This is a genomic window from Roseibium sp. (assembly GCF_050301095.1).
In the GTDB taxonomy this organism is placed as follows: domain Bacteria; phylum Pseudomonadota; class Alphaproteobacteria; order Rhizobiales; family Stappiaceae; genus Roseibium.
Genome location: NZ_JBNKYW010000061.1, coordinates 1 through 19,516, shown reverse-complemented (window position 1 = coordinate 19,516; position 19,516 = coordinate 1). Strand labels below are relative to the sequence as shown.

Genomic DNA, 19,516 nt, shown 5'->3' with positions numbered 1-19,516 from the left:
GTGGCCGGGATTACGAATGGGGGGGAGCGGCCATTGCGGGCAGCTGGCGGACCATGCCCTGTGAAACGCTACTTCCGTGCCAGCGGATGGGTGCTTTCGACAAGCTCGCGCAGCCGCTCGTCCAGGACGTGGGTGTAGATCTGCGTCGTGGAAATGTCTGCGTGGCCAAGGAGTTGCTGAACCACACGCAGGTCGGCACCGTTCTGCAGAAGATGCGACGCGAAGGCGTGGCGCAGGACGTGGGGGGAGACTTTTGCCGCGGCGAGCCCGGCCCGGACCGCAAGGTCCTTCAGGTCGCGCGCAAAGTGCTGACGGCTCAGGTGACCGCTTTCGCCGTGGGAAGGAAACAGCCAGGGGCTGTTCTCGTGGGCGCCTTCCGCCGCACGCAGTCCGACGTAGTCTTTCATTGCCGCCTGGGCGGCGTGCGACAGCGGCACCAGACGTTCCTTGCCGCCCTTGCCCTTTATCTCGATCAGCCTGGCATCGCGCAGGGCCGCCGTCACCGGCAGGGCAACCAGCTCGGAAACGCGCAGGCCCGTGGCATAGAGAACCTCGATCAACGTGTACATGCGCTGGACACGCAAGCGCGCGGCGGCGGACTTCTGCGGCCGTTCCGTTTCCGCTTTCGCCGTCTCGATCAGCCTGTCGACCTCATCGACCGACAGGACCTTGGGCAGAGGGCTCCGCTTCTTCGGCGCCGACAAGGTTCGCGTCGGATCGTCTTCACGGCTGCCTTCCGAATAAAGAAACTTGTAGAACTGCTTCAGGGCGGACAGGCGCCGCGCCTGGGAAGTTTCGGCAAAGCCGCGCCGGGTCAGGTCGCTCAAATAGGCGGAAATATCTTCCGGCTGCGCGGCCGCCAGTGTCTTGCGTCCCAGAAACCCGGAGAAGTCTTCAAGGTCGCGCCTGTAGCCGGCCAGCGTGTTTTCCGCAGCTCCCCGCTCGGCGGCGAGCATCTCCAGGAAAGTCTCGAGGTCGAAGCCTGTTGCCATCAGCGGCCAAAGCCGTCCTTCTTGACGCGTACCGTGATTTCCCGTTCACGCGGATTGACGAAATTCGCCTGGGAATAGATCGCGCCGTATCCGAGAGCGCCCAGCAAAAGCAGCACCAGCAGCAGGCGGGTCAGGGTCGGCACGTCGGGTCTCCGTAGGTCAGCCTGTTTTCGGGCGTTCCATTTGAAAGTGGCGAGTCGGATCGCTTCGGAAGCGGAGTTCCGGGAGCGAATCGGTTGCAGGATTGTTTCAGCAACAGCCGGGTTTAGGCAAGGCAAAGCAAGTCGTTCGGTCTTCGAGTTCTCCCGTGTCTTTTTTTGCGAATATGCTAAAACGCGGCCATGACGAATAACGACAAGATGCGGCGCTCCGAAGGGAGCGCCACGGGGAAACACGCAAAATCCGTTGATCTCGCCCGTCTGGTCGAGGCTCTTGGGCACCGGTCCATCGTGTTGGTCGGGATCATGGGCTGCGGGAAGTCGACGGTCGGCAAACGGCTGGCACAGCGGCTGGGTCTTGACTTTGTCGATGCGGATTCCGAAATCGAGCGTGCCGCCAACATGAGCGTTGCGGAGATCTTTTCCGAGCACGGCGAGCCCTACTTCCGAAGCGGCGAGGAACGGGTGATTGCCCGCCTGCTGCGGGAAGGGCCGCAGGTTCTGGCCACCGGGGGCGGCGCCTTCATGAGCGAGGCCACCCGGAACGAGATCGCAGAGCACGGGCTGTCCGTGTGGCTCAAGGTGGATTTCGAGACGGTCATGGCGCGTGTCCGCCGCCGGGCGACGCGTCCCCTGCTGCAGAACCCGGATCCGGAAGGCACGATGCGCAAGCTGATGGCCACGCGCGAGCCGGTTTATGCCAAGGCGGCCCTGACGGTGACGTCGAAGGACGTTCCCCACGAAGCGGTGGTGGACCAGATCGTCGTTACACTGGCCGAACATCTGTTTAACAGCGAGGCGGGTGACGCTTCGCAAAGTGCAACATCCTGAGAGTTCAAGAAACGTAGCAGCATGTCAGACACGGTAATGGCGAGAGCCCTTTTGGGGCGGGACGAGCAGACTGTCCGGGTGGATCTGGGCGCACGCAGCTACGACATCAGGATCGGGCGCGGGCTTCTGGAAACGGCTGGCGCGGAAATCGCAGCGGTCCTGCCGGGCGCGCGGCTCGCGGTGATTGCCGACGAGACCGTTGCCGGACTGCATCTCGATGCATTTGCGGAGAGCCTGAAGGCTGCCGGTCTCGATCACACCGCGATTACGGTCCCGGCCGGCGAAAGCACAAAGTGCTTTTCCCAGTTCGAACGGCTGTGCGATGAAGTTCTGGCCGCGCGCCTGGAACGCGGCGATGCGATTGTCGCGCTCGGCGGAGGGGTGGTCGGAGACCTGACCGGTTTCGTCGCTTCCGCTGTCCGTCGCGGCATGGCCTTCATCCAGGTGCCGACCACTCTTCTGGCCCAGGTGGACAGTTCCGTCGGTGGCAAGACCGGCATCAACTCCCGGCACGGCAAGAACCTGATCGGCGCGTTCCACCAGCCGGCGCTTGTCCTGGCAGATACCGCCGTGCTCGACACGCTGCCGGTTCGGGATTTCCGGGCCGGTTATGCGGAGGTTGCCAAATACGGGCTTCTGGGCGATGCCGATTTCTTCACCTGGCTGGAAGACAACTGGCAGGCGGTTTTTGCCGGCGGTTCCGAAAGGGACGAGGCGGTGGCCCGCTCCTGCCGGGCCAAGGCGGAAGTGGTCGCCGCAGACGAATTGGAATCCGGCCGCCGGGCGTTGCTCAATCTCGGCCACACGTTCGGCCATGCTCTGGAATCCGCCGTCTCCTATGAAACAGAACGGCTGGTGCATGGGGAAGGCGTTTCCATCGGCATGATGCTGGCCCATGAATTTTCCGAACGGCTCGGCCTGATCGGCGCGGAAACCGTCGCGCGCGTTCACAGGCACCTCAGCGAGGTCGGCCTGCCGGTGACGGTGCAGGAGATCCCGGGGCAACTGCCGCAGGTGGAAACCTTCATGGACATCATCGCGCAGGACAAGAAGGTGAGCCGCGGGGCGCTGACCTTCATCCTGACTCGGGGCATCGGTGAGGCCTTTGTCGAAAAGGGCGTTGACCCTGCAGTCGTTTCGGACTTTCTGAAGGAGAAGCTGAAGGCATGATGGAAACAGCTCTCTGGCTGGCAATCGCCGCCATTTTCGTGCTCCTGTTCCTGTCCGGCTTTTTCTCCGGATCGGAAACGGCGCTCACCGCCGCTTCCCGGGCCCGGCTGCACCAGCTGGAAAAGACCGGTGACTGGCGTGCCGGCGTCGCGAGCCGTCTGATCACCTCGCGTGAACGGCTGATCGGCGCGCTGTTGCTCGGCAACAACCTCGTCAACATTCTGGCGTCGGCCCTGGCCACCAGCGTCTTCCTGTCCCTGTTCGGCGAGGCGGGAGTGGCCCTGGCCACCCTTGTCATGACCGCGCTGGTGCTGATCTTCGCGGAAGTTCTGCCAAAAACCTGGGCGATCACCAACCCGGAACGCTTCGCGCTGACCGTCGCGCCGGTGGTGCGGGTCGTGGTGGCCGTGTTCGCACCGATCGTCGTCGGCGTCGAATGGATCGTCCGTCATATTCTGAGGATGCTCGGCGTCGCGATCGGCGACGACACCTTCATCCTGTCGGCGCACGAGGAATTGCGCGGTGCCGTCGACCTGCAGCACATCGAGGGCGGCCTGGAAAAGGGCGAGCGCGACCGGCTTGGCGGCCTGCTCGATCTGGCGGAGCTTGAAGTCTCCGACATAGTGGTGCGCCGGACCAATATGGTGGCGCTCAACGCGGATGAAGATCCGGTCAAGCTGGTCGAGGCGGCCCTGGCCTCTCCTTATACGCGCCTGCCGCTCTGGCGCGGGGAAAGCGACAATTTCGTCGGCGTCCTTCATGCCAAGGATCTGTTGCGTGCGCTTCATGCGGCCGGCGGCGATGCGGAGAAGGTCGATGTTCTGGAGATTGCGGCTCCCGCCTGGTTCGTGCCGGACACGACCAGTCTTCAGGACCAGCTGAACGCGTTTCTGCGCCACAAGTCCCACTTTGCCCTCGTCGTCGATGAATATGGCGAGGTGATGGGCCTGGTCACGCTGGAAGACATTCTGGAAGAGATCGTCGGCGAGATCGCGGACGAACATGACGTGGAACTGGAAGGCCTGCGCCCGCAGGCGGACGGCTCGGTGATCGTCGACGGATCCGTACCGATCCGCGACCTCAACCGCGCCGCCGACTGGAGCCTGCCGGACGACGAGGCAACCACGATCGCCGGTCTTGTCATCCACGAGGCCCGGATGATCCCGGAAGAACGCCAGATCTTCACCTTCCACGGTTTCCGCTTCACGGTTCTGCGGCGCGAGAAAAACCGCATCACGCGGCTTCGGATCATGCCGCTTGGACTGGGGCGTCCGGCCACCGGTGGCGAGGCGCAACGCGGAGCGGCGGTGACACCTTCCTGAGTGATGGCGCCGCAGCCTTCAAGCAGGCTTCACCCCTGAGAACTTCTTTCTGAGGAAGCGCTTTAGCGCTGTCTCGAAGGACAGGCCGCTTGATCGTGAGTTTGCTGCCCATCCTTCGAGACGGGCCTGGCGGCCCTCCTCAGGATGAGGCCGTATGATAGATCTGGAGCCGGAGAGAAATCAGTTCCGCGATTCTTAGACGTCCGCCACGCGTGCGGCGCGCGGATCGGGTTCGCTGTCGGCGCGGATTTCCAGCGCCAGAGCATGAACGCCGCCGGCAAGTTCGTCCACCAGTAGCTCGTTGATCGCCCGATGGCGCGCCACGCGGTTCATGCCTTCGAAGGCGGCCGCGGCGATCTGGACGCGGAAATGGGTTTCGCCGCCTTCGCGCCAGCCGCCATGGCCCCGATGTTTTTCGGATTCGTCGATGACGTTCAGGAAGGACGGGGAAAAGGCTGCGGTAAGCTTGTCGGCGATGGTCTGTCTTACGGTCATGGTCTCAACGTGGATGCACTGTTTTCGAAGGTCAAGCCTTTGCCGGTGGGGCGCAGGCTGATAAAGTGTCGGGCTGATCGATTTCCGGTTCCGGGGTCAGGATCAATATAAACTTTGGAAACCGGACAAATGCAACGGCCCGCGGCTTGTCCGCAGCCCGTCAGACACCGATATTTTGCCGCATGAAACTGGACTCAAAACTTTTCGACAGCATTCGGGTGAAGCCGGACAAGGACCGCGTGGAAAAAGACCGCCACCCGTCGTGCGACCATCCGGGCTGCGAACGGCCCGGCATGCACCGGGCGCCGAAGGGGCGCAACCGGGAAGGGCAGTACTTCAATTTCTGCGTCGATCATGTCCGCGAGTACAACAAGACCTACAATTACTTTACCGGCATGGACGACGACGATGTCCGCAGCTACCAGAAGGACAGTCTGACCGGACACAGGCCGACCTGGAAAATGGGCGTGAACCGGCAGGCCGCCGACGGTCCGGACGGGTTCGATCCGCGCGCCGGCATGCGTGCGAACGCGCGGCGGCGGGCCGAACAAGTGCACCGTCCGCGGCAAAGAAAGCTACTTACTCTTGAAAAACGCTCCCTGGATGTGCTCAATCTCCCCTACACGGCCCGTGGCGCTGAAATCAAAGCGCGGTATAAGGAGCTTGTGAAACTGAACCATCCGGACGCCAATGGCGGTGACAGGTCTTCCGAAGACCGCCTGCGGGAGATCATTCAGGCCTACAATGTCCTGAAAAAAGCCGGTTTCCTTTAGAGCCAGCAGGGCCCTGCCGGCTTCCCCCAACTGACCCCACCCGGAATGTCCGGGATTGCGGAGGACTGATGACTGAGACGACGACTGCGGCAATGGCCATGCCGGACACTGAAATTTCTGTAGAAGAGGTTTTCGGTTTCAAGTCCGACCTCAAGGTGCCGGCATTTTCCGCTCCGTCCGAGCATGTGCCAGAGCGCGACGAGGATTATCTGTTCGACCGGGCGACCACGCTCGCGATCCTGGCAGGCTTTGCCCACAACAGGCGCGTGATGGTGACCGGTTATCACGGTACCGGCAAATCCACCCATATCGAGCAGGTCGCCGCGCGCCTCAACTGGCCGTGTATCCGCGTGAACCTCGACAGCCACATCTCCCGTATCGACCTCGTCGGCAAGGACGCCATCGTGATCAAGGACGGGCAGCAGGTCACGGAATTCCGCGATGGCATCCTGCCTTGGGCCTATCAGCACAACGTCGCGCTCGTGTTCGACGAATATGACGCCGGCCGTCCGGATGTGATGTTCGTGATCCAGCGTATCCTGGAATCCTCCGGCCGCCTGACCTTGCTCGACCAGAGCCGGGTGATCCGTCCGCATGCGGCTTTCCGACTGTTCGCCACCGCCAATACGGTCGGCCTCGGCGACACCTCCGGCCTCTATCACGGCACGCAGCAGATCAACCAGGCGCAGATGGACCGCTGGTCGATCGTCACCACGCTGAACTATCTGCCGCACGACAACGAAGTCGACATCGTTCTGGCAAAGGCAAAGCACTTCCAGACCGATGAAGGCCGCAACACTGTCTCCAAGATGGTGCGTCTGGCGGACATGACCCGCAACGCTTTCATCAACGGCGACCTGTCGACCGTGATGAGCCCGCGGACCGTGATCACCTGGGCGGAAAACTCCGAGATTTTCGGCGACGTCGGTTTCTCGTTCCGCCTCACCTTCCTCAACAAGTGCGACGACATGGAACAGTCGCTGGTGGCCGAGTTCTATCAGCGCTGCTTTGGCGAAGACCTGCCGGAATCCTCTGTCAACGTCGTGATGAGCTGAGGGTACCATGGCGCCGCGGCCAGGCAGTAATTCGTTACCGGGCAACAAGCCCCTTCCCAGCACCGAACCGTTCAAGCAGTCGGTGAGCGGAACCATGCGGGCGATTGCCGGCGAGCCCGAACTGGAAGTCATCTTCTCCGGTGACCGGCCGGGCCTTTCCGGCTCGTCCGCGCGCTTGCCGGAGCCACCGCGCAAGCTGAACGGGCGGGACATTGCCGTCACGCGCGGCTTGTCGGATTCCATTGCGCTCCGGATTGCCTGTCACGACAAGGCCCTGCACGCCAGGAACATGCCGCAGGGCGCGGAGGCGCGGGCCATCTTCGAGGCGGTCGAACAGGCCCGCTGCGAGGCGGTCGGCGCCCGGCGCATGCAGGGCGTCAAGGAAAACCTGGCGGAAATGCTGGACGACCGCTTCCGAAAATCGGGAGCGCCCGACATCTCCAGCCGCGAGGAAGCCCCGCTGCAGGATGCTCTCTCCCTGATCGTGCGCGAGCGCCTGACGGGGGCAAAGCCGCCGCAAAGCGCGGAAAAGCTGGTCGACATGTGGCGCGGTTGGATCGAGGACAAGGCGGGTGCCGACCTCGACCAGCTCGAGGCGGAAGTGGAAGACCAGGGGCACTTCGCCGAACGCTTGCGCGATGTCCTGAAGTCGCTCGACATGGGGGACGAACTCGGCGATCTGGACGAGGACATGGATCCCGACCAGAACGAGGATGAGGGCAACAACGACGAGGCGGAGACCGGCGACGACTCGGAAGAGGACAGCGGCGAACAGGAAGCTGCCCCCCAGGAGATGGAACTCTCCGGCGAGGAGCAGGACAGCGGTGAAACGGAAGCCGCCGAAGCCGACATGGAAGACTTCGCCGATCAGGATATGGCGGAGGACACGGAAGAGCCGGGCGAGAGCGACAGGCAGAATACGCCCTTCTCCAACCGGCCGGAGAGCGACTACCGTGTCTTCACCCACCAGTTCGACGAGACAGTGACGGCGGAAGAGCTCTGCGACATGGCCGAGCTCGACCGGCTGCGCGGTTTCCTCGACAAGCAGCTCACTCATTTGCAGGGGGCGGTCGCGCGCCTCGCCAACCGGCTCCAGCGCAAGTTGATGGCCCAGCAGAACCGGGCCTGGGACTTCGACCTGGAAGAGGGTATTCTGGATACGGCGCGTCTTACCCGCGCGGTGACAGATCCGATGGCCCCGCTTGCATTCAAACAGGAGCGCGACACGAATTTCCGCGACACGGTGGTCACGCTGCTACTGGACAACTCCGGCTCCATGCGCGGCCGTCCGATCACCGTTGCCGCCACCTGCGCCGATATTCTGGCCCGTACGCTGGAACGTTGCGGTGTGAAGGTGGAAATCCTCGGTTTCACCACCAAGGCCTGGAAGGGCGGACAGTCCCGCGAAGCCTGGATCGGCGCCGGCAAGCCGCCGACACCGGGCCGGCTGAACGACCTGCGCCACATCATCTACAAGTCCGCGGACGCGCCCTGGCGGCGAGCCCGACGCAACCTCGGCCTGATGATGCGCGAGGGGCTTCTGAAGGAAAACATCGACGGCGAAGCGCTGATCTGGGCACATGAACGGCTTCTGGCCCGTCCGGAACAGCGACGCATCCTGATGATGATCTCTGACGGGGCTCCGGTGGACGACACGACACTGTCGGTCAACCCGGGCAACTATCTGGAACGGCACTTGCGTTATGTGATCGAGGAAATCGAGACCCGCTCGCCGGTCGAGCTGATCGCCATCGGTATCGGCCACGATGTGACCCGTTACTATCGCCGCGCGGTGACCATCGTCGATGCGGAAGAGCTGGCTGGCGCCATGACCGACCAGCTGGCAGACCTCTTCGACGATGAAGCCATGCAGGCGTTCCAGTCTCGCGGCCGGCGCCGCGCAGGACGCCGCTAGCGCGAAGTCCGTTCAGGAAATAGCCGCACGCCCGGAGGCGATAGCTAACCGGGCGTGTCTCTCATGCGATCCTCGCCGCGGTCCGGTTGCGTCTCCTCCGGTGCGGCTTCGGTGGGAAAGTTCCCGGCCATGATTTCAAGTCTGCTTCGAACGGGATGTCGCGTGGCCGTTGTGGGCCTCGCCGCCTTGTTCACGGCAAGCTTGCCGCCTGCATCTGCGCAGGCGCTTCTGAGCGAGGGGGCATCCGTCGCCGTCAGGATCAAGCCCATCGACCAGTTCAGGATCGGCCACGAAGAGATCCGCTTCGGCCGGCTCACCTATCTTGGAGGCTTTGAAATTCTGGCATCCGACCGCCAGATCGGCGGCCTCTCCGGCCTGATCAGCCTGGACGGCGGCAACGGGTTTCTGGCGGTGACGGACAACGGCCACTGGGTCTCCGGCCGGGTGGAGCAGACTGAGGCAGGGGTGCCTCAAGGCCTTTCCGATGTTCGCTTCGCGCCGCTGCGGGGAGCTGACGGCAAGACGCTGAAGGCGCGCTGGGGACATGATACCGAGGCATTGGCCCTGTCCGGATCCGGCCTTTATGTGACCGCCGAGACGAAAAATGCCGTCTACCGCTATCCCTGGCCGATCGCGACCGGCAAGGAAAGGATGCTGGAAGAGCTCGAGCTTCCGGACGCGATCCGGTCTCTGCCGCGAAACACCGGGCTGGAGGCTCTTGCCGCCGCGCCCGAGGATGGGCCGCTTGCCGGGCGAGTGATCGCGGTTGCGGAAACCGCGCCGAGCGGTCTGCACGATCTTGCCGGCTTTATCATCGGACCGGACCGCACGGAGACCTTCGGCATCGCCCGCCACGACCGGTTCGACGCCACGGACGCGGCTTTCCTGCCCGGCGGCGATCTTCTGCTGATGGAGCGCCGGTTCAACCTGCGCGACCTGATCGGGTTGCGGCTGCGCCGTTTCAAGGCAGGGAACATAAAACCGGGCGCGGTTGTGGAGGGCGAATTGCTGCTGGAGGCCGACTTCGGATATCAGATCGACAACATGGAAGCCCTTGCCGTTCACAAGAATGCGCAAGGGGAAACCATTCTGACGCTGCTGTCGGACAACAACCGCTCGCTGCTGCAGCGGACGGTGTTTCTGCGGTTTCGGTTGGAAGACTAGGCGACTTTTCTTTCCTCTGGGCTTTTCGGTGTTGCCGATGCAGTGCACCCGCACCCCCAAGCCCCGCCCCACAAGGGGGAGGGGAGACTGGCCCTGCTGACGGAGAAGCAATGCCCTGTTCCGGGTCTGTCTGTTTTCGCTGAGTTGCCGGATTGCACGAGTAGTTCCCTTTCCCTTGTGGGGAAGGGTTAGGGATTGGGGGTATCGGTGCAGCCGTTGGGTGAGCCCGTAACCTAACCAAAAGCCAGCAACGAAAAAGGCGCCGCAGCAGCGCCTTTAAAATATCTGCAAATGCCGTCTGAGAGTTTATGCGGCCGTCCTGTTCGGAGCCATCCGGAACAATCCGAGCACGATGCGATAAGGCGCCAGCAGGAACACTGCGACCAGTATCTTCACGCAGAAGTCACCGACGGCGAGGGAGTTCCAGAGCAGCACTTCCGGGGCGCCCTCGATGCCGAGAAAGGGCACCGGAAAGGCCAGCGAGCCGTCTTCCATGCCAAGGCCTGCGTCGATAAAGGCGAAGCTGGCGGAAAAGGCGATGCCGAAGAACAGGATCGTGTCGATCACCGAGCCGATCAGGGAAGAGGTCATAGGTGCCTTCCACCAGGTCAGGCGGCGCAGGCGATCAAAAATGGTCACGTCCAGCAGCTGAGCGGCCAGGAAGGCGGTTCCGGAGGCGATCAGGATGCGCGGCGTGGTGAAAGTCTCATTGAAGGCCCAGAAGATCAGGGGCGCGACAATGGCAATGACAAACCCGGAGATGACCACCCTGCGGGCGGCTGCGGGGCCGAAGCGGCGGTTCGTCAGGTCCGTGACCAGGAAGGCGACCGGATAGGTAAAGGCGCCCCAGGTCAGCGTGTCGGCAAGGTTGACGCCGCCGATAACATGCTCGACCGGGAACTGGACCAGGAAATTGGAGGCCACAACGACAATCGCCATCGCGAGGATCGCGATGGCGAAATGGCCCACGGAGAAACTCCGGGAATCTGTCATGGTGCGCTGCCCTTTAAGGGTTAAGCAGCAGCGGCCTCGGCCTGCTTGCGCTTGATGCTGACCTTGATCTTGCGGGCGGCATCGGAAAGCTGGTCGTCGGAAGCCTTCAGGAGGTAGGCGTCCAGACCGCCGCGGTGCTCGACGGAACGCAGGGCGTGCGCGCTGACCTTCAGCTTGAAGGTTTCACCGAGCGTGTCGCTGATCAGAGACACGTTGCACAGGTTCGGTAGGAACCGGCGGCGGGATTTGTTGTTCGCGTGAGAGACGTTGTTGCCCGTCATCACATCTTTGCCGGAGAGTTCGCAACGGCGTGCCATGATATCACCTTTTGTTTTCGTGGCTGGGCCGTTACATGGAACCCAGCAAGTCCAACCGGAACCGGCGCGGACCTTAGGTCCGGCGACATCGTCTCCGGCATTTCTCGGAAAAAGTTGCCCCGCTATAATGGCAGCGGACGCCAACGTCAAGACATCTCGAGCCGTTTGACAAGATTCTGTGATTTTAACTGTCCATGGGGCCCGTGTTAACCACTGGGTTACCATAATTCAGAAATATTGAATTCGTCCGGCGGCCGACTTTCATGATAATGTTGCCGCGGCGGAACACTCTCGGCGCGGGGGCGCATATCACTGCCTGGCGGGCGGTGTGGAGGTTTTGAAGTGTTTGGTTTGAAGAATTTCGGGCGTCTGGTCGCCTTGCCATTGCTTGCGGGTGCTCTGCTGGTTTCGCCGGCGGAAGCGAAGAAGAACAGCGTCGGTGGCCTTTATTCCATTTCGATCGCGGGTTTCAAGGTGGGCCGCGGTACCCTTTCGCTCGTCATGCAGGGCAATGCCTATTCGGCCAAGGTCAGTCTGGAGCCCGCCGGTATCGGAACGCTCTTCACTACCGGCAAGGGCGGCGCGGAAGCCTCCGGCTGGCTTGTCGGTTCAAGGGTCGTTCCTTCCAAGTACCGTATGGCCTCCCATGCGGCCAATCTCGATTTTTACGTCAACCTGCTCCAGGGATCGGGTGCGATCAGGTCCATGGAGGTTGCGCCGAAATTCAAGCCCAATCCGGAACGCATCAAGGTAACCAAACGGCACACGAGCAATGCCATCGACCCGCTGAGTGCCGCGCTGATGCCGGTCGGAAGGGTGCAGGACAGTCTCGGACCGAAGGCTTGTAACCGCAAGCTGCCGGTCTTCGACGGCTGGACGCGGTTCGACATCAAGCTGAGCTACCAGGAAACCAAGGAAGTTTCCGGGCGGGGCTACGAAGGGCCGGTGGTCGTCTGCAAGGCGCGTTGGGTTCCGGTTGCAGGTCACAGACCGTCCAAGGAGTCGGTCAAATTCATGGCGCGCGCAGACATGGAAGTGTGGGTTGCACCGATGGGCCGGGAAAACGTGCTGGTTCCCTATCGGATTTCGATCGACACCAAGAACGGCCGTCTTGTCGTCGAGGCCTCAAAACTGCGCATCGACGGAGCCGGTGCCGACCAGGCCTCGCGCTGATTCCCCTTCCGCTTTCAGGGCCTGTAATCCGGGTCTGAGCAGGCTCGGCGGGCGTCGCCGTTGCCCTTGAAAAGGGTGCCTCAATAAAGGGCGAAGCTGAAGCCGAGGCTTGCGCGCCCTTGCGTCTCTTGATACAGCCCTCCACGTTATGTCGTCCGGGCACCCTTGTGCCCACGCAACTCACATCCGGAACACCCGCCGGTCAAACGGCGGTGCCGGCTTGTTTCAGGTTACCGAGTACATGCACAGCTATTTGGAATTCGAGAAGCCCGTTGCAGACATCGAAGGCAAGATCCAGGAATTGCGGGCGCTGGCCGCGGATGGAGAAGCCGTCAATGTCGAAGACGAAATCGACAGGCTGAAAACGAAGTCCTCGCAAACGCTGCAAGAGCTCTATGCCAAGCTGACGCCGTGGCAGAAGACCCTGGTCGCGCGCCACCCGGACCGGCCGCATGCGGTCGACTATATCGCCGGTCTCGTTGAGGATTTCACGCCGCTGGCCGGTGACCGCAAATTCTCCGAAGACCACGCGATGATTGCCGGCATCGGCCGCTTCCGCGGCCAGTCCGTTGCCGTGCTTGCCCAGGAAAAGGGCCACAACACGGAAACGCGGCTGAAGCACAACTTCGGCATGGTGCGCCCGGAAGGCTACCGCAAGGCGGTTCGTATCATGGAAATGGCCGAACGCTTCGGCCTGCCGCTGATCAGCTTTGTCGATACCTCCGGTGCCTATCCGGGGCGGGGCGCGGAAGAACGCGGTCAGTCGGAAGCGATTGCACGGTCAACGGATACGGGTCTCGGCCTCGGCACGCCGTCGGTTTCCATCATCATCGGCGAAGGCGGCTCGGGCGGTGCCATCGCAATCGCCACCGCCAACAAGGTGCTGATGATGGAACATGCGATCTATTCGGTCATCTCCCCGGAAGGGGCGGCCTCCATCCTGTGGCGCGACAGCGCCAAGGCGCAGGAAGCGGCGACGGCCATGAAGATCACTGCGCAGGACCTCAAACAGCTCGGCGTGATCGACGGTATCGTCGAGGAACCAGTCGGCGGGGCGCACCGTGCGCGCGAAATCGTGATCGACAACGCGGGCAAGGCTATCGAAGGTGTCCTGAAGGATCTGGCGGGACTTACGCCGGAAGAGCTGCGGAAGCAACGGCGCGACAAGTTCATCGCCATCGGCCGGACGCTTTCCTAGAAAACGTCCGCTACGGGCGTATTCACGGTAAAAATGCCGGATTTCCAAGGGGCTGCGCAATGCGTGGCCCCTTTTGCCATGCTGTGGACAGATTCTACCCTCATTCAGAAAGCATGGGATGGGGCCGCTTCAAAATTTGTTGTTCCTATCGGCGGAAATTTTATCGCGGGTTTCGACAGGTTTCAGTAACTTATCGTCAACCATCCTTCCCTAGCCTTTGGGCGGGGGCTGGAGTAGCGAGCAGACCGGTTTTGGCCATTGGCCTGAAGCGTATGCCGTTTTCCTTGTCTGTTTGGGATTGTACCATGGTCGTTCAGCGCCTTCTGCACATGCAAGCCGGTTTCCGGCAGGGGATTGACCGTCTTCGTGGCGTCCGGGCCGCAAAGCTGGGAGCCGTGATTGTGGCTGCGGGCCTTCTGGCAGGTTGCCAGGGGGATGAGTTCGGCGTCGGGTCGAACAAGGCACAGCAGCCGGTCAGCGCTTCGGTCAAGCGCAAGATGACCGACCTCAACATGAGCACGACCTCACCGATCATGATCCGGATCTTCAAGGAAGAATCCTCGCTTGAGGTCTGGAAGCAGGCGCGCACCGGAAAATATCAGCTTCTGGAAGAATTCGAGATCTGCAAATGGTCCGGCAAGCTCGGCCCGAAGTTCAAGGAAGGCGACCGCCAGGCGCCCGAGGGGTTTTATGAAATCACCCCGGGCCTGATGAACCCGAATTCAAGCTACCATCTGGCCTTCAACCTCGGCTATCCGAACGCCTACGACCAATCCCACGGCCGGACCGGGACTCATCTGATGGTGCACGGCGCCTGCTCCTCGCGCGGTTGCTACGCGATGACGGACGAGCAGGTTCAGGACATTTACGCGCTCGCCCGCGACAGCTTCAAGGGCGGTCAGCGGTCTTTCCAGGTTCAGGCCTTCCCGTTCCGCATGACGCCGGAAAACATGGCGCGTCATCGCGATAGCGAGCATTTCGATTTCTGGAAGATGCTGAAGACCGGCTACGATCACTTCGAGGTGACGAAAACGCCGCCGAAGATTTCGGTTTGCGAGAAGAAATACGTTTTTGATGCAACCACCCTGGTGGAAGGGATTCCGTTCCGCGCCAGCGCAAAATGTCCTGACTATCAGGTGAGCCCGCGCATCGCCTCCGCCGTCGCCGCCAAGGAACGGATCGACAACGCAAAGTTCCAGAAGCTTGCGGCGCGTTTCGATGCTCGCGAGGAACGCCAGAAGCGGTGGGAAGAACGCTCGAACCGCCTGGCGGAAGCGCTTGGCGGGGGAGCTGATGAGACCGGGGTGGCCGAAGCAGCCCTTGCAACTTCGGGGCAGGCTGTCGCCGCCACGGTGGCAAAACCGGAAGCCGCTCCCGATCAGGCGGTTGCGGAAGCAGGCGTGGAGACCGCCTATGCCCCTCAGGACAAGCCACGCGGCAGCTCCGTCGGCGGTTTCTTCAAACGCTGGGTGCCCTTCGGTCCCAAGGTGACGGGTGAAGAAGCAGGTGCCGGCCCGATTGAAACCGAAGTGGTGCCGGAAGCAAAACCCTGAGCCGCCCGCAATGCGCCCGGGACAGGGCTGACCGGTGTTGCGAGATCCCGTCCCGGATCATTGCCGTTTCGAAGGCTTGCACTATCCGTTTCCACCAGTGAACAACATCTTTTCCCGAAATGTCCGGTCCGGATGACGCGTCCGGACCGGGTTTCTTCAGTCAGTTTGCAGAAGGCGCAGGCATGACCGGCAGGGCTGCTTCGATGGCCAGTCCGACAGACAGGAGATGCCGGTCGGAATGAGCCGGGCCGTCGAGTTCCAGCCCGACGGGCAGCCCGTCCGAAGTCAGTCCGATTGGCAGGGTCAGTCCCGGAATACCCGCAATCGATGCGGGATCGGTGTTGCGGATGAAGGTGTTGAACGTCGGCACCTCTTCACCGTTCAGGGAGACTGTCCGGTCCGAGGTTGCTATTGCCTGAGCGGGCAGAGGTGTCGTCGGAAAGGCCAGTGCATCCAGCTTGTTGGCGGCAAAGACATCGGCATATCCCGATTGCACCAGGGGCCGGAGGGTCGTCATCGATGCCGTGTAAACCTCATCCGGTATGGCCTGATCGCCCAGGACCAGGTTGTCGAAGACGAATTTGACATCCGGGCTTGCCGCCTTGGCGGCTATGTCCTCAAGAGACACTCCGGTTTCATGTTTGTCCAGAAAGGCCGCAAGGTCTCGTTTGACTTCCCAAAGAGCGATCGGGAATCCGGCCTTGTTGCTGAGGTCGACTTCGTTTCCGATGTCGACCGGAACCAGTGTCGCGCCGGCTTTCTCAAGGGTATCCAGGGCGGCGGTGAAAAGACGGTCTGTTTCCGGAGAGACATTCCCGGCCAGTTTGGCCGGAACGCCAAGCCTGACGCCGGTCAGGGCCACCGCTTGCAGGTCGTCCGGGGCGCCGGTGATGACCGTATCGAGAAGCGCCAGATCCGCGACCGAGCGTGCGATCGGTCCCGGCGTGTCACGGGTTAAGGAAATCGGGATGATGCCTTCCGCCGGATAACGCCCGGTGGTCGGCCGAAGGCCCGTAACGCCATTGAGGGCGGAAGGAATGCGCACGGAACCACCGGTGTCGGTGCCAAGACCTGCCGGCGCCAGACGTGCGCCGACCGCCGCGCCTGTTCCGCCGCTGGACCCGCCCGCGAACCGGGCCGGATCGTAGGCGTTTGCCACGGCGCCGAAGGCCGCGTTGTTGGAGGTGATCCCGAAGGCAAGCTCGTGGAGATTGGTCTTGCCGAGCACGATTGCGCCGGCGTCACGGAGTTTGGCAAGAACAGGTGCATCGTCAGCCGGGATCCAGTCTTTAAGTGCCGGGGTTCCACCGGTAGCGGGAAGTCCGGCAGCGGCAATATTGTCTTTCACGACGATGGGGATCCCATGCAGCGGGCCAAGGGGGGCGCCGGTCTTGACCTTTGCGTCTGCCTCTGCGGCGGCAGCCAGGGCGCCTTCGCTGTCGAAGGTAATGTAGACATTGCCCCGGTCCTCGCCGGTTTTGGCAACAAGGGCCTCTACGAGTTCCGTCGACGTCAGTTTCTTCTCTGCAATGGCCCTGGCGGCCTCGAGCACTGTCAGGGTGGTGATGTCGTCATCTGCCATTGCCGCCTCGGAACAGATCGCGGTAACGGCAGCCAGACCTGCCGCAAGATATCTTCTCATGTCAGTTCCCCTTCTTTTCTTTGGTAGGGAAACAGAAAACGCTCATGCCACGGCGTGCGCATCCTCGAAAATGAGGAGCTGAACGCGTTTAGGAGGGCTGACAGCAAAATTTTGGGAGGCCGGACCCTCGTGCGCTATTGCGTCAGAGCCGTGCCGTTGATGCTGGCGGCCAGGGCGGCACGGTTCGACGTGCCGGATTTCTGGAACACCGACTTGATGTGCGAGCGGACCGTGGTGACGGCAACGCCGAGCGTTTCGGCAATCTCCAGGTCGCGTGCCCCGTTGCTCACGAGCCGGAGAACGTCCAGTTCCCGCGCCGTCAAGCCGTGCCGTTCCGCCCAGGCCGAGAGGCGCTGGCGAGGATCGGTCTCCCGAAGCCTGTCTTCAACCGTGCGGCGTCTCGCCAGGGCATTGGCGAAGGCCGTGCCGATCGCGTCCAGGAGCTCCAGATCCCGGCGCTGAAAGGTTTCCCGGGTGCTGCCGCGCCAGATGCGAAGATCGCCGAGGTGGCTGTTCTCGGAATAGGCATGAAAATTCATGCCGTGGCAGAGACCGTCGCGCGCCAGGAAATCGTTGTAGAACTCTGTGCGCTCAAAATCCTCCCGAGGCATGATCTGTTCGACATGCGTTGCGCGGCTGCACATGCGAAACTTCGGTGTGATCGGGTCGCAGTGCTGGAAGTGGCTCAGATAGGCGGAAAGGTTTCGCTCGTCCATGTTGAGAGCCACACAGTCGGTATCGCCCTCGGCCTTCGTCCAGACGAAGGAGGCGAAGTAATCAGCATCAAGCAGATCCAGTAGCCGCTCGCCCAGCTGCAGCCGCAGGTCCCGGGGATGCTCGAGGCCCGCAAGATCCTGCATGATGCCGAACAGCAGGTTCGTTTCCCTTGCCGATAACGTCGTCAGCATCCCCAACCTCCCGAAAAGGTCATGGTAGCCGGATTGCGCTCTCCGGTCATCCCAAAGCCTGCGGCGTGCCGGTGGCCCCTTCTTACCTCGGCATCAGCGCCCAGTAGTCGAAGTCGAGAATGACGCCGTCCACGTATTTGCCGTCCGCGTCCTTCAGCGGGAAATCGCTGCAGGGCAGGTTCTTGGTGGCGACGAGGCGCAGGCGCAGGGCGGCGACGTCCGTGCGGCCCTCGATCTCGGCCTTCTCCAGCACTTCCGACCAGGCATAGACCGTGTCGCCCGCACCGAGCGGGGCGACGTGGCGGCCGCCGTTGATGCCGGCAATGTGGAAGGCGTTTGCAAGGCCGTTGAAGGACAGCGCCCGGGCAAGGGAAATCACGTGACCGCCATAGATCAGCCTGCCGCCGAAGCGGCTGTGGGCTTCCGTGTGCTGGTTGAAATGCACCTTGGCGGTGTTCTGGTAGAGCCGGGTCGCCATCTGGTGCTCGGCTTCCTCGACGGTCATGCCGTCGACGTGGTCGATCTTCTCGCCGACCTCGTAATCCGCGAAGCGGAATTCCGATCCGGACAGTTCATTGTCCCAGTTGGCGCTGTCGAGCAGGGGAACGGCGCCGCCGAGCGATTGCGGGTCGAGCGCGGCCGGCAGATCCGGCACCACAGGGTCCGGGGCGGGGCTGCCCGCATCGCGCTTGTTGACCATCACCCAGCGGACATAGTCGAGCACTTCCGTGCCATTGTCGGTATAGCCCGTGGAGCGCACGTAAACGACGCCGGTCTTGCCGTTGGAATTTTCCTTCTTGCCGATGACTTCCGACACGGTCGACAGCGTATCGCCGGGAAAGACCGGGGCCAGGAACCGCCCGCCGGCATAACCGAGATTGGCAACGGCATTGAGGGAGATGTCCGGAACGGTCTTGCCGAAGACCACATGAAAGGTGAGCAGATCGTCGACGGGGGCATGGGCATAACCGAGCGACTTCGCGAAGGCGTCGGAGGACTGGACCGCGAAGCGCGAGCCGTAGAGCGCGGTGTATAGCGCCTGGTCGCCGCTGGTCACGGTGCGCGGTGTGGCATGCCGGATGATCTGGCCGACTTCGAAGTCCTCGAAAAAATTGCCGCGACTGGTTTTGCTCAACTCTGCCTCCCGGTTGCTGTCCTTTGCGGCGAGTTAAGCCTATTGCAGTGCACACTTGCAAGCTGGACGTTTGGAGAGGGGCGGCAGGCGCGGCCGTCGCCGCTTCGCAGGTTATTTGCCCGCCGGGTCCGGCAGGGCACCGCAGAAGCCGCCGGAGGGAGCCACGCCCGAGCCGAGCGCCAGCAGCTTCGGCGCCTTGTAGGGGTTGGGCGGCGTGGCGGCCGCATCCAGGGCGATCATGACGGCAAGTCCGGCAATCGCGATCGTGGCCGTGACCAGGCGCGTCATTGTCTTGCCTCCAGCTTCAGCAACGGGCGCAGCTTGACACCGTAGACCGCTCCGGCGAAGGCCGCCGCGAACCAGACCCAGCCGTGCAGGCTGCCCGTCGAAATGCCGGAAAAGAAGGCTCCGACATTGCAGCCGAAGGCGAGCCTGGAGGAATAGCCGAGAAGAAATCCTGCCACGACCGTCGCGGTCCAGGCCTGCCAGGGCAGCGCGGGCAGTTTCTGGGCAAGGCCGCCGCTGCGCCAGTTCGCCACCAGGAAGGCCCCGAGAATGATGCCGATGTTGGTCAGCGAGGTGTAGTCGGTCAGGAGGCTGTGGTTCAGGCGGTCGATGGAGGCCGGGGCGGTCCAGAAGGCGGAGCCGGTGAGATCCGCGCCCGCCGCGCTGGCGGCCTTGGCTGCCCAGAGGCCAAGGCCGTAGACGACACCCCAGGGCTG

At 62.5% G+C, this 19,516-nt stretch carries 20 protein-coding genes; 10 read left to right on the top strand and 10 right to left on the bottom strand.

What is annotated here, in order from left to right; genetic code table 11:
* Nucleotides 1-68 precede the first annotated feature (68 nt).
* On the bottom strand, nucleotides 69-992 hold the full coding sequence (gene xerD, locus ACQY7U_RS05630; RefSeq protein WP_428642775.1) for a site-specific tyrosine recombinase XerD: 924 nt from the start codon (nucleotides 990-992) through the stop codon (nucleotides 69-71).
* Nucleotides 992-1,135 (bottom strand): hypothetical protein, encoded by a 144-nt coding sequence (locus tag ACQY7U_RS05625; protein ID WP_428642774.1) that lies wholly within the window; start codon nucleotides 1,133-1,135, stop codon nucleotides 992-994. The genes xerD and ACQY7U_RS05625 overlap by 1 nt, the downstream gene beginning before the upstream one ends.
* Before the next feature lie 198 nt (nucleotides 1,136-1,333).
* Here ACQY7U_RS05625 and ACQY7U_RS05620 point away from each other — a divergent pair, with 198 nt between their 5' ends.
* Genes ACQY7U_RS05620 through ACQY7U_RS05610 form a run of 3 tightly spaced genes read left to right on the top strand, consistent with a single transcriptional unit; the run spans nucleotide 1,334 to nucleotide 4,473 of the window.
* Nucleotides 1,334-1,981 carry a shikimate kinase gene (locus ACQY7U_RS05620; protein ID WP_428642773.1) on the top strand — a complete coding sequence of 216 codons (648 nt, stop codon included), beginning with the start codon at nucleotides 1,334-1,336 and terminating at the stop codon, nucleotides 1,979-1,981.
* Between the two features lie 21 nt (nucleotides 1,982-2,002).
* Nucleotides 2,003-3,151, top strand: coding sequence for a 3-dehydroquinate synthase (gene aroB, locus ACQY7U_RS05615; protein ID WP_428642772.1), 1,149 nt, complete (start codon nucleotides 2,003-2,005; stop codon nucleotides 3,149-3,151).
* Entirely contained in the window at nucleotides 3,148-4,473 is a 1,326-nt protein-coding gene (locus ACQY7U_RS05610) for an HlyC/CorC family transporter (protein WP_428642771.1), read from the top strand. Before aroB ends, ACQY7U_RS05610 begins: the two co-directional genes overlap by 4 nt.
* A gap of 195 nt (nucleotides 4,474-4,668) precedes the next feature.
* On the opposite strand, the gene ACQY7U_RS05605 is transcribed toward ACQY7U_RS05610, so the two are convergent.
* Nucleotides 4,669-4,968, bottom strand: a complete 300-nt coding sequence (locus ACQY7U_RS05605) for a BolA family protein (protein ID WP_428642770.1) — start codon at nucleotides 4,966-4,968, stop codon at nucleotides 4,669-4,671.
* Between the two features lie 182 nt (nucleotides 4,969-5,150).
* On the opposite strand from ACQY7U_RS05605, the gene ACQY7U_RS05600 reads away from it, so the two are divergent.
* The 4 genes from ACQY7U_RS05600 to ACQY7U_RS05585 all read left to right on the top strand — a co-directional run bounded on the left by ACQY7U_RS05600 (nucleotide 5,151) and on the right by ACQY7U_RS05585 (nucleotide 9,875).
* A complete protein-coding gene (locus ACQY7U_RS05600) occupies nucleotides 5,151-5,741 on the top strand; it encodes a DnaJ domain-containing protein (RefSeq protein ID WP_428642769.1) in 591 nt (196 codons plus the stop codon).
* 68 nt (nucleotides 5,742-5,809) lie between these two features.
* Nucleotides 5,810-6,796, top strand: a complete 987-nt coding sequence (gene cobS, locus ACQY7U_RS05595; protein ID WP_428642768.1) for a cobaltochelatase subunit CobS — start codon at nucleotides 5,810-5,812, stop codon at nucleotides 6,794-6,796.
* 7 nt (nucleotides 6,797-6,803) lie between these two features.
* Nucleotides 6,804-8,711 carry a cobaltochelatase subunit CobT gene (cobT, locus tag ACQY7U_RS05590; protein ID WP_428642767.1) on the top strand — a complete coding sequence of 636 codons (1,908 nt, stop codon included), beginning with the start codon at nucleotides 6,804-6,806 and terminating at the stop codon, nucleotides 8,709-8,711.
* Between the two features lie 162 nt (nucleotides 8,712-8,873).
* Nucleotides 8,874-9,875 carry an esterase-like activity of phytase family protein gene (locus tag ACQY7U_RS05585; protein WP_428642766.1) on the top strand — a complete coding sequence of 334 codons (1,002 nt, stop codon included), beginning with the start codon at nucleotides 8,874-8,876 and terminating at the stop codon, nucleotides 9,873-9,875.
* 306 nt (nucleotides 9,876-10,181) lie between these two features.
* On the opposite strand, the gene ACQY7U_RS05580 is transcribed toward ACQY7U_RS05585, so the two are convergent.
* Nucleotides 10,182-10,868 carry a VUT family protein gene (locus ACQY7U_RS05580; protein WP_428642765.1) on the bottom strand — a complete coding sequence of 229 codons (687 nt, stop codon included), beginning with the start codon at nucleotides 10,866-10,868 and terminating at the stop codon, nucleotides 10,182-10,184.
* 20 nt (nucleotides 10,869-10,888) lie between these two features.
* The gene (gene rpmB, locus ACQY7U_RS05575; protein ID WP_428642764.1) at nucleotides 10,889-11,185 is read right to left on the bottom strand and encodes a 50S ribosomal protein L28; all 297 of its coding nucleotides are present in this window, start codon (nucleotides 11,183-11,185) and stop codon (nucleotides 10,889-10,891) included.
* Nucleotides 11,186-11,527: 342 nt separating this feature from the next.
* Here rpmB and ACQY7U_RS05570 point away from each other — a divergent pair, with 342 nt between their 5' ends.
* The 3 genes from ACQY7U_RS05570 to ACQY7U_RS05560 all read left to right on the top strand — a co-directional run bounded on the left by ACQY7U_RS05570 (nucleotide 11,528) and on the right by ACQY7U_RS05560 (nucleotide 15,109).
* Entirely contained in the window at nucleotides 11,528-12,358 is an 831-nt protein-coding gene (locus ACQY7U_RS05570; RefSeq protein WP_428642763.1) for a DUF3108 domain-containing protein, read from the top strand.
* Nucleotides 12,359-12,599: 241 nt separating this feature from the next.
* Nucleotides 12,600-13,556 carry an acetyl-CoA carboxylase carboxyltransferase subunit alpha gene (locus tag ACQY7U_RS05565; RefSeq protein WP_428642762.1) on the top strand — a complete coding sequence of 319 codons (957 nt, stop codon included), beginning with the start codon at nucleotides 12,600-12,602 and terminating at the stop codon, nucleotides 13,554-13,556.
* A gap of 305 nt (nucleotides 13,557-13,861) precedes the next feature.
* Nucleotides 13,862-15,109: a L,D-transpeptidase family protein gene (locus ACQY7U_RS05560; protein ID WP_428642761.1), complete on the top strand. Its 1,248-nt coding sequence runs from the start codon at nucleotides 13,862-13,864 to the stop codon at nucleotides 15,107-15,109.
* A gap of 160 nt (nucleotides 15,110-15,269) precedes the next feature.
* Here ACQY7U_RS05560 and iaaH read toward each other — a convergent pair whose 3' ends face one another.
* From iaaH to ACQY7U_RS05535, 5 genes are all read right to left on the bottom strand, one after another.
* Complete coding sequence (gene iaaH / locus ACQY7U_RS05555; RefSeq protein WP_428642760.1) at nucleotides 15,270-16,751, bottom strand: indoleacetamide hydrolase; 1,482 nt, start codon at nucleotides 16,749-16,751, stop codon at nucleotides 15,270-15,272.
* 134 nt (nucleotides 16,752-16,885) lie between these two features.
* Nucleotides 16,886-17,659, bottom strand: a complete 774-nt coding sequence (locus ACQY7U_RS05550; protein ID WP_428642759.1) for a response regulator transcription factor — start codon at nucleotides 17,657-17,659, stop codon at nucleotides 16,886-16,888.
* Nucleotides 17,660-17,741: 82 nt separating this feature from the next.
* Nucleotides 17,742-18,794, bottom strand: coding sequence for a MaoC family dehydratase (locus ACQY7U_RS05545; RefSeq protein ID WP_428642758.1), 1,053 nt, complete (start codon nucleotides 18,792-18,794; stop codon nucleotides 17,742-17,744).
* A 111-nt stretch (nucleotides 18,795-18,905) separates the two neighbouring features.
* A complete protein-coding gene (locus tag ACQY7U_RS05540) occupies nucleotides 18,906-19,082 on the bottom strand; it encodes a hypothetical protein (protein WP_428642757.1) in 177 nt (58 codons plus the stop codon).
* Nucleotides 19,079-19,516, bottom strand: a 438-nt coding sequence (locus tag ACQY7U_RS05535) for a YeeE/YedE thiosulfate transporter family protein (protein ID WP_428642756.1), incomplete at its 5' end; no start/stop codon positions are given. The genes ACQY7U_RS05540 and ACQY7U_RS05535, both read right to left, overlap by 4 nt.

What these genes read in the sequence shown, in the direction of transcription:
- cobS (WP_428642768.1), top strand. Translation starts at nt 5,810, where the DNA reads ATGACTGAGACGACGACTGCGGCAATGGCCATGCCGGACACTGAAATT.
- ACQY7U_RS05565 (WP_428642762.1), top strand. Translation starts at nt 12,600, where the DNA reads ATGCACAGCTATTTGGAATTCGAGAAGCCCGTTGCAGACATCGAAGGC.
- ACQY7U_RS05540 (WP_428642757.1), bottom strand. Translation starts at nt 19,082, where the DNA reads ATGACGCGCCTGGTCACGGCCACGATCGCGATTGCCGGACTTGCCGTC.
- ACQY7U_RS05550 (WP_428642759.1), bottom strand. Translation starts at nt 17,659, where the DNA reads ATGCTGACGACGTTATCGGCAAGGGAAACGAACCTGCTGTTCGGCATC.
- ACQY7U_RS05560 (WP_428642761.1), top strand. Translation starts at nt 13,862, where the DNA reads ATGGTCGTTCAGCGCCTTCTGCACATGCAAGCCGGTTTCCGGCAGGGG.
- ACQY7U_RS05600 (WP_428642769.1), top strand. Translation starts at nt 5,151, where the DNA reads ATGAAACTGGACTCAAAACTTTTCGACAGCATTCGGGTGAAGCCGGAC.
- ACQY7U_RS05605 (WP_428642770.1), bottom strand. Translation starts at nt 4,968, where the DNA reads ATGACCGTAAGACAGACCATCGCCGACAAGCTTACCGCAGCCTTTTCC.
- ACQY7U_RS05620 (WP_428642773.1), top strand. Translation starts at nt 1,334, where the DNA reads ATGACGAATAACGACAAGATGCGGCGCTCCGAAGGGAGCGCCACGGGG.
- ACQY7U_RS05610 (WP_428642771.1), top strand. Translation starts at nt 3,148, where the DNA reads ATGATGGAAACAGCTCTCTGGCTGGCAATCGCCGCCATTTTCGTGCTC.
- cobT (WP_428642767.1), top strand. Translation starts at nt 6,804, where the DNA reads ATGGCGCCGCGGCCAGGCAGTAATTCGTTACCGGGCAACAAGCCCCTT.
- iaaH (WP_428642760.1), bottom strand. Translation starts at nt 16,751, where the DNA reads ATGAGAAGATATCTTGCGGCAGGTCTGGCTGCCGTTACCGCGATCTGT.
- rpmB (WP_428642764.1), bottom strand. Translation starts at nt 11,185, where the DNA reads ATGGCACGCCGTTGCGAACTCTCCGGCAAAGATGTGATGACGGGCAAC.
- ACQY7U_RS05580 (WP_428642765.1), bottom strand. Translation starts at nt 10,868, where the DNA reads ATGACAGATTCCCGGAGTTTCTCCGTGGGCCATTTCGCCATCGCGATC.
- xerD (WP_428642775.1), bottom strand. Translation starts at nt 992, where the DNA reads ATGGCAACAGGCTTCGACCTCGAGACTTTCCTGGAGATGCTCGCCGCC.
- aroB (WP_428642772.1), top strand. Translation starts at nt 2,003, where the DNA reads ATGTCAGACACGGTAATGGCGAGAGCCCTTTTGGGGCGGGACGAGCAG.